The sequence below is a fragment of the Micromonospora arida genome (assembly GCF_003857035.1).
GTDB lineage: Bacteria > Actinomycetota > Actinomycetes > Mycobacteriales > Micromonosporaceae > Micromonospora > Micromonospora arida.
Genome location: NZ_QGSY01000339.1, coordinates 1 through 6,961 on the forward strand (window position 1 = coordinate 1; position 6,961 = coordinate 6,961).

Annotated in this window: 7 protein-coding genes; 4 read left to right on the top strand and 3 right to left on the bottom strand. The window is 72.0% G+C overall.

Annotated elements, in window-relative coordinates; genetic code table 11:
- Positions 1 to 2 precede the first annotated feature (2 nt).
- From DLJ58_RS33110 to DLJ58_RS33120, 3 genes are read right to left on the bottom strand one after another with little or no spacing between them, the layout of a single operon-like run.
- On the bottom strand, positions 3 to 1,016 hold the full coding sequence (locus DLJ58_RS33110; protein WP_425271365.1) for a LacI family DNA-binding transcriptional regulator: 1,014 nt from the start codon (positions 1,014 to 1,016) through the stop codon (positions 3 to 5).
- 27 nt (positions 1,017 to 1,043) lie between these two features.
- A complete protein-coding gene (locus DLJ58_RS33115; RefSeq protein WP_124862922.1) occupies positions 1,044 to 2,423 on the bottom strand; it encodes an FAD-dependent oxidoreductase in 1,380 nt (459 codons plus the stop codon).
- A 24-nt stretch (positions 2,424 to 2,447) separates the two neighbouring features.
- Positions 2,448 to 3,590, bottom strand: a complete 1,143-nt coding sequence (locus tag DLJ58_RS33120) for a carboxylate-amine ligase (protein WP_425271366.1) — start codon at positions 3,588 to 3,590, stop codon at positions 2,448 to 2,450.
- Positions 3,591 to 3,746: 156 nt separating this feature from the next.
- On the opposite strand from DLJ58_RS33120, the gene DLJ58_RS33125 reads away from it, so the two are divergent.
- The 4 genes from DLJ58_RS33125 to DLJ58_RS33140 all read left to right on the top strand — a co-directional run.
- On the top strand, positions 3,747 to 4,040 hold the full coding sequence (locus DLJ58_RS33125) for a DUF6412 domain-containing protein (RefSeq protein ID WP_244219234.1): 294 nt from the start codon (positions 3,747 to 3,749) through the stop codon (positions 4,038 to 4,040).
- A gap of 102 nt (positions 4,041 to 4,142) precedes the next feature.
- The gene (locus DLJ58_RS33130; RefSeq protein ID WP_124862928.1) at positions 4,143 to 4,895 is read left to right on the top strand and encodes a YidC/Oxa1 family membrane protein insertase; all 753 of its coding nucleotides are present in this window, start codon (positions 4,143 to 4,145) and stop codon (positions 4,893 to 4,895) included.
- A gap of 71 nt (positions 4,896 to 4,966) precedes the next feature.
- Entirely contained in the window at positions 4,967 to 6,373 is a 1,407-nt protein-coding gene (locus DLJ58_RS33135) for a carbohydrate-binding protein (RefSeq protein WP_124862931.1), read from the top strand.
- 150 nt (positions 6,374 to 6,523) lie between these two features.
- On the top strand, positions 6,524 to 6,961 hold a 438-nt coding region (locus DLJ58_RS33140), incomplete at its 3' end, for a cellulose binding domain-containing protein (protein WP_208741480.1).

Consider the following 6,961-nt stretch of genomic DNA (forward strand, 5'->3'; position numbering starts at 1 on the left):
GGTTAGGGCAGGCCTCGGGGTAGCAGTCTGGTGGGGAGGACCGTCGTGTTGGGTGGGGTGTCCTCTCCGGCGATTCTCTGGAAGAGGCGTTCGGTGGCGACCCTCGCCAGCTCCCGGGTGTCGTACGCGACGACGGTCAGCGGTCGGGGCATCAGGTGGGCCAGCTCGAAGTCGTCGAAACCGACCAGCGCGGCGTCACTGCCCCTCCGGTGCAGCTCCTGGAGTGCGCCGACGGTGAGCCGGTTGTTGGCGCAGAAGAACGCGGTGGGCGGCTCCGGAAGGTCGAGCAGCGCGGCGACCGCCCGGCCGGCCTCCTCGGGAGCGATGAGCCGCTCACGGATCAGCGACTCGTCCGGCTCGACCCCGGCAGCGTCCAGCGCCGCCCGCGCCCCGGCCAGCCGCTCCCGCATCGTGGGCACGCTCGGCGCGCCGAGCAGCAGCCCCACCCGTCGGTGCCCCTCGTCGAGCAGCGCGCTGACCCCGGCGTGGCTGCCACCCCGGTTGTCCAACAGCACCGCGTCGGCCTGCAGCCCCTGCGGCGGCCGGTCCAGGAACACCACAGGCATGCCCAGCTCGACCTCGCGACGCAGGAACGAGTGGTCGAGCCCCGCCGGCACCACCAGCAGGCCGTCGACCCGGCGCTGGGTGAAGTCCTGGAGCAGGGCGCGTTCCCGCTCCGGGTCCTCCTCCGACGACGCGGTGATCAGCATGGTGCCGTGGGCGGCGGCGATCTCGGCGGCGACGCTGGCGATGGTCGCGTAGAACGGGTTGGCGATCTCCTCGATCAGCAACCCGACGGTGGCGTTGAGCTGCCGGGAGCGCAGGTTACGAGCGATGTCGTTACGCCGGAAGCCCAGCTCGGCGATGGCGGCCAGCACCCGGCTGACCAACTCCTGCCCCACCGGCTCGTCGTTCACGACCCGGGAGACCGTCTTCAGGCTGACGTCGGCACGCCGGGCCACGTCGACCATCGTGGGACGCCGACGTACGGTCGGCCGGGTCGGGGTCTGGGTCACGGGGTGGTCCTCCACGGCGGGCGCGGGTCAACGGTCGAGGGCGGCGAGCGCGTCGACCGCTTTTCGGGCGGCGATGAGCACCGGATCCCAGACCGGCGCGTACGGCGGAGCGTAGCCGAGGTCCAGTGCCGTCATATCGTCCACCGTCATGCCGTTCCACAGCGCCACGGCCAGCGTGTCGATCCGTTTGGCCGCCTCGGACCAACCGACGATCTGCGCGCCGAGCAATCGGCCGCTGGGGCGTTCGGCGATCAGCTTGACCGTCATCGGCCGGGCACCGGGGTAGTAACCGGCCCGGTTGGTCGACTCGGCGATCACCGAGACGAACTCGAAGCCGGCAGCTGCGGCTTCCCGCTCACGTAGACCCGTCCGACCCACCTCCAGGTCGCAGACCTTGGTCACCGCCGTGCCGATCACACCCGCGAAGGTGGCGTACCCGCCACCGATGTTGATCCCGGCGACCCGGCCCTGCTTGTTGGCGTGCGTGCCGAGCGGCACGTGCACCGGCAACCCGCTGACCCGGTGCAGGGTCTCCACGCAGTCACCGGCCGCCCAGACCCCGGGGAGCCCGGGCACCCGCATCCGGCGGTCGACCCGGATCGCGCCGGTCGGCCCGAGGGGCAGCCCGGCCGCCTCCGCGAGGGCGGTGTTGGGGCGTACGCCGAGACCCATGACCACGACATCGGTCGGGATCGGCCCCTCGGCGGTGACCACGGCGGACACCCGGCCGTCCTGTTGCTCCAGGCCGCTCACCGCAAGGCTGGTGCGGATCGTGACACCGAGACTGCGCATGGCGTCGGCGACCAGTTCGGCCATGTCGGGGTCGACGGTGGCCATGGGCTGCTGGCCCGCCTCCACCAGGGTCACCGAGAGGCCGCGTTGGATCAGCGCCTCGGCAATCTCGACGCCGATGTACCCGCCGCCGACCACCACGGCCCGGCGCGGCTGCGGGTCGGCGTCCAGCCAGTCGCGCAGCGCCGCACCGTCGTCGAGGGTCTGCATGCCGAACACGCCGCCCGCGTCGGTGACCGCCCATGGCGGCTTCACCGGCACCGCACCGGTGGCGTACACCAGGTCGTCGAAGCGCTCGCGGACCTCGCCGCCGCCCTCCAGGTCCTGGGCCACCACCTCGCGGCGTTCCAGGTCGATGCTCGTGACCTCGTGGCGCATCCGTACGTCCATCGCGTACTCGGTGCGGAACGTCTCCGGGGACCGGGCGATCAACGCTTCGGGGCCGGGCACCAGGCCGCTGATCCAGTACGGGATGCCGCACGCCGAGTAGGAGGTGAAGTTTCCCCGCTCGAAGACGATGATTTCCAGGTCGCCACGGTCACGGCGGCGTCGGGCCTGGGACGCCGCCGACATTCCGGCGGCGTCCCCGCCGATGACGATCAGCCGTTGCGCCACGGGTCCCATCCTGTCACGCGGTGATCAGCCGCGGGTCTGCCGCGCGACGTCCTGCACCACGTCGGTGAGTCTGCCGGTGCGCTCGAACACCGCGCGCTGGCGTGCCGCGCCGCTGCCGTGTCGACGCAGGCCGCCCAGCAGGTCGGTCACCTCGGCCCAGTCGCCGTGCTGCTCCAGCGCCGGCCGCATCCGCTCCACGAACCGGTCCAACAGCTCCCAGGCCGGGCGCAGCTCACCGTTGGTGACGTCGACGGCCTCACCTTCCAGACCGTCGTGGGCGGCTCGCCAGTGCGCCCCGACCAGCAGGTGGTGGTCGGTCTGCAACGCCGGCCGACCGGCCTCGACATCCGCCATGGCGGTGGCCACCAGCGCCCGGACGAGCGCGGCGACCAGCACCGCGTCGTCCACCGACGGGCAGACGTCGCCGATCCGCAGCTCCACCGTCGGGTACTTCGCCGACAGGCGGGCGTACCAGTAGAGCATCCCCTCGTCGAGCATCACCCCGCTGGAGATCAACTGGCGGATCAGCCGCTGGTAGTGCTCGTGCGACTCCAGGAACGGCGTCGGCGCCACCGACGGCCAGCGCTCCCACTCCACCGAGCGCCAACTGGCGTAGCCGGTGTCCTCGCCCCGGGAGAACGGCGAGTTGGTGGTCACCGCGTGCAGCATCGGCAGCCACGGTCGTACGTGGTTGAGCACCTGCACGCCGGTGTCCGGGTCGGGCACGCCGACGTGTACGTGCATGCCGTTGTTGCCGGGGCCGGGGACGAGCAGCCGGAAGCGCTCGATCATCCGGTCGAAGCGGGGCTTGTCCACCACCGGCGGCACCGGGCCGTCCACGGGGCCGGTGCCGATGGCGAGCAGGCGTACGCCTGCTCGCTCGGCGGCGTCGGAGAGCGCCCGACGCAGGACGCCGAGGGAGTGCCGGATCGACGAGAGCTCAAGGCCGGGCGGGCTGCCGATCTCGATCTGACTGGTCTGGAACTCCCGCTCCACCTGCCCGCGGAGTTCGGCCGGCACCTGCTCCATGACCAGGTCCACGGCCGGAACCGCGGCCCCGGTGTGCGGGTCGACGAGCAGGAACTCCTCCTCGACACCCACGGTGAGCAACCCGGTCGCCGCAGCCATGTCGCTGTGCGCCTCCGCCACCTGACCGGTCATCGACATCACCCGTCCGTTCCTACCGTTCGCGGTCCGTCCGCGTTGGTCCGTCGTTGGTTACCCAACGTGGCGATGCCGGGAAACGTGGCGGCGGCGCGTCGTACTCGGGGCGGGCCGCCGGATTCGGCTGGATGACGTGACAGAGGGTCCTAAGCTGAGCCCGTGCCGGTGCTGCTGGGCTATGTCGGGGCCGCGTGGATGTCCGCGTTCGCCCAGCTCACCCTGCTCGCGGGCCGACCGGCCGACCTGCTGGCGGGCGCCGCGTTGACCGCCCTGGTGCTGCTCGCGGTGGTGCTGGCGGCACGGGTGCACGACCGGGCGGGCGCGCCCGGTGCCGGGCCGCGGTGGGCCGGGCTGAGGGCCCGCTCCCGAAGTCGCCGAATGCCTCGCCAGATCGACCCGGATGCGGCCGGTCGTCCTCGCCCCCGTGCTCCGGGGCACCCCTCGGCCGTGTAGCGCCTCGCCGCCACGCGGCCGATCCCGCCGTCACCGGCCCCCCTTGCTGAGCGGATACCGCCCGGGGGAGGGCCTCACCGGAATCGGACCGAGGGGTTTCCCATGCTCGCCTTCGCACCACTGCACGACGCTGTCGCCGCTGCCGGCAGCGCGCTGTCCTGGCTCACCGAGCTGCTCGAACCACTGGCCGGCGGCGGAGCGACCGCCGCCGCCATCGTGCTTTTCACCATCGCCGTCCGCCTGCTGATCTCGCCGCTGACCGTCGCGCAGGTCCGCGGCGAGCGGCGCCGCGCGGCGCTCGCACCACAGGTGCGTGACCTTCAGCAGCGGTACGCGGACGACCCGGCGACGCTTCAGCGCGAGGTGTTCGGTCTGTACCGCGAGGCCGGCGCGAACCCGATCGCCGGCTGCCTGCCGCTGCTCATCCAGGCACCGTTCCTGCTGGTGCTGTACCGGTTGTTCAGCACCAGTGAGGGCGGCACCGGGTTGCTGGACGAGCGGTTGGCCGGCGTGCCGCTGGGTCACCATCTCAGCGACGGGCTGGCCGGTGCGGCAGGCCCGCTGTTCGGCGTACTGCTGATGGTGTTGCTGGTGGTGGCCTGGTGGTCGTCGCGGCGGGCCCGCCGCGCGTCGGCGGCGGTGGGCACGGTGGCCGGTACGCCGACCGAGGGGCCGGGGGCGGCCACGCTCGGCCGGCTGCTGCCCCTGCTGCCGTTCACGACCGTGCTGGTGGCGCTGGTGCTGCCGCTCGCCGCGGTGATCTACCTGGTGGCCACGAGCGTGTGGTCGGCCCTCGAGCAGGCGGTGCTCCGCCGCCCGCAGGGAACTCCGACGGGCAACGTAGATCGACGTTGACAACTGTGTTGACGGGACGTACAACTCTGAGAGAGCGCTCTCTCGATCCGTCCCCGCAGAGAGGCACGTCCATGCCACCTCCCCTGGCGGTCACCGCCGCCGCACCCGCCCGCCGCCGCCTGCTGGCGTCCGTCCTGCTCGTTTCCACCACCATCGCCCTGGCCGGCGTCACGATGACCGCGCAGGCCGCCGTTCCGCCACCGCCCGCCGGCTGGAGCACGGTCTGGAGTGACGACTTCACTGGCGCGGCCGGCACCCTGCCGTCGGCCGCCAACTGGATCATCGACACGGGGCACAACTACCCGGGTGGCCCGGCCAACTGGGGCACCGGCGAGATCCAGAACTACACCGCCAGCACCGCCAACGTGAGCCACGACGGCGGCGGCAACCTGCGGATCACACCGCTGCGCGACGGCGGGGGAGGCTGGACCTCCGCCCGGATCGAGACCGTGCGCAGCGACTTCAAGGCCCCGGCCGGCGGTGTCCTGGCGATCGAGGGTCGGATCCAGATGCCGAACGTCACGGGTGCGGCGGCGTCCGGCTACTGGCCGGCGTTCTGGGCCCTGGGTGCGCCCTACCGGGGCAACTACCAGAACTGGCCGGGCATCGGCGAGTTCGACGTGATGGAGAACGTCAACGGCATCAACTCCGTCTGGGGCGTGCTGCACTGCGGCGTCGCCCCGGGCGGGCCCTGCAACGAGTCGAACGGCCTTGGCGCGTCCCGGGCCTGCCCGGGCGCCAGCTGCCAGTCGGCGTTCCACACGTACCGGTTCGAGTGGGACGCCTCGATCAGTCCCCAACAACTGCGCTGGTACGTCGACGGGCAGCTCTACCACACCGTCACGCAGAGTCAGGTCGGCGCGTCCGCCTGGTCGCAGATGACCTCGCACGCCGGCTACTTCCTGCTGCTCAACGTGGCGATTGGCGGTGCCTTCCCGAACGGGGTGGCGGGCAGCGGCACGCCGACCGCGGCGACCATCCCGGGTCGACCGATGCTGGTCGACTATGTGGCCGTGTACCGCCGAGGTGGCGGGACCACCCCGCCGCCGACCACCCCGCCGCCGGGCGGCACGAGGGACGCGTACGCGCAGATCGAGGCCGAGTCGTTCAACGGGCAGAACGGTGTGTTCGTCGAGGCGTGCTCGGAGGGCGGGCAGAACATCGGCGCGCTGCGCAACGGCGACTGGGCGCGCTACGACAATGTCGATTTCGGCTCCGCCGGGCCCCGGGACTTCGTGGCCCGGGTCGCCTCCGGCGCGGGTAGCGGTGCGAGTGGCCTCGTCGAGGTGCGGGTGGACAGCCCGACCGCCGCACCGATCGGCAGTTTCGCGATCGGCAACACCGGCGGCTGGCAGAGCTGGCGCTCGGTGCCCGGCAACGTGGGCGCGGTGACCGGCCGGCACTCCGTCTATCTCACCTTCACCAGCGGCCAACCGAACGACTTCGTCAACGTCAACTGGTTCACGTTCCGCCGCTGAGGCGGACGCTCTGCGGCCTCCCGTCGCGCCGCCCACGCGACGGGAGGTCCGCTCATCCGGGCAACCTCTGGACAGGAACAGTTAACTGTCTTAATAATTAGCCACGACGTTGACGTCCGTGGATGCCCGTTGCCGGGCGTGGAGGGTCGCATGAAGCCTGCCAGATCCCTTGTCCTGTCTCTCGTCGCCGCCCTCGCGGCGACACTCGGCGCGGCCTGGGTGGCGCTGCCCGCGTACGCCGCCGGGGCCACCGCCAGCTTCGTCAAGACCGCCGACTGGGGCTCCGGTTGGGAGGGGAAGTACACCATCACCAACGGCGGCAGCTCGACCATCAACGGCTGGAGCCTCGCCTTCGACCTGCCGTCCGGCACCACGCTCGGCAGCTACTGGGACGCGTTGCTCAGCTCATCCGGCCAGCGGCACACCTTCACCAACCGGTCCTGGAACGGCACGATCGCCCCGGGCGCGTCGGTCTCCTTCGGCTTCCTGGGCAGCGGCTCCGGCTCACCGGGCGGCTGCCAGCTCAACGGGGCGTCCTGCGGCGGCGGCACCCCACCCACCACGCCGCCGCCGACCAACGGCGCCTGT

Excerpts from the sequence above, each read along its gene's own strand:
- DLJ58_RS33130 (WP_124862928.1), top strand. The coding sequence starts at position 4,143 with ATGCTCGCCTTCGCACCACTGCACGACGCTGTCGCCGCTGCCGGCAGC.
- DLJ58_RS33120 (WP_425271366.1), bottom strand. The coding sequence starts at position 3,590 with ATGTCGATGACCGGTCAGGTGGCGGAGGCGCACAGCGACATGGCTGCG.
- DLJ58_RS33135 (WP_124862931.1), top strand. The coding sequence starts at position 4,967 with ATGCCACCTCCCCTGGCGGTCACCGCCGCCGCACCCGCCCGCCGCCGC.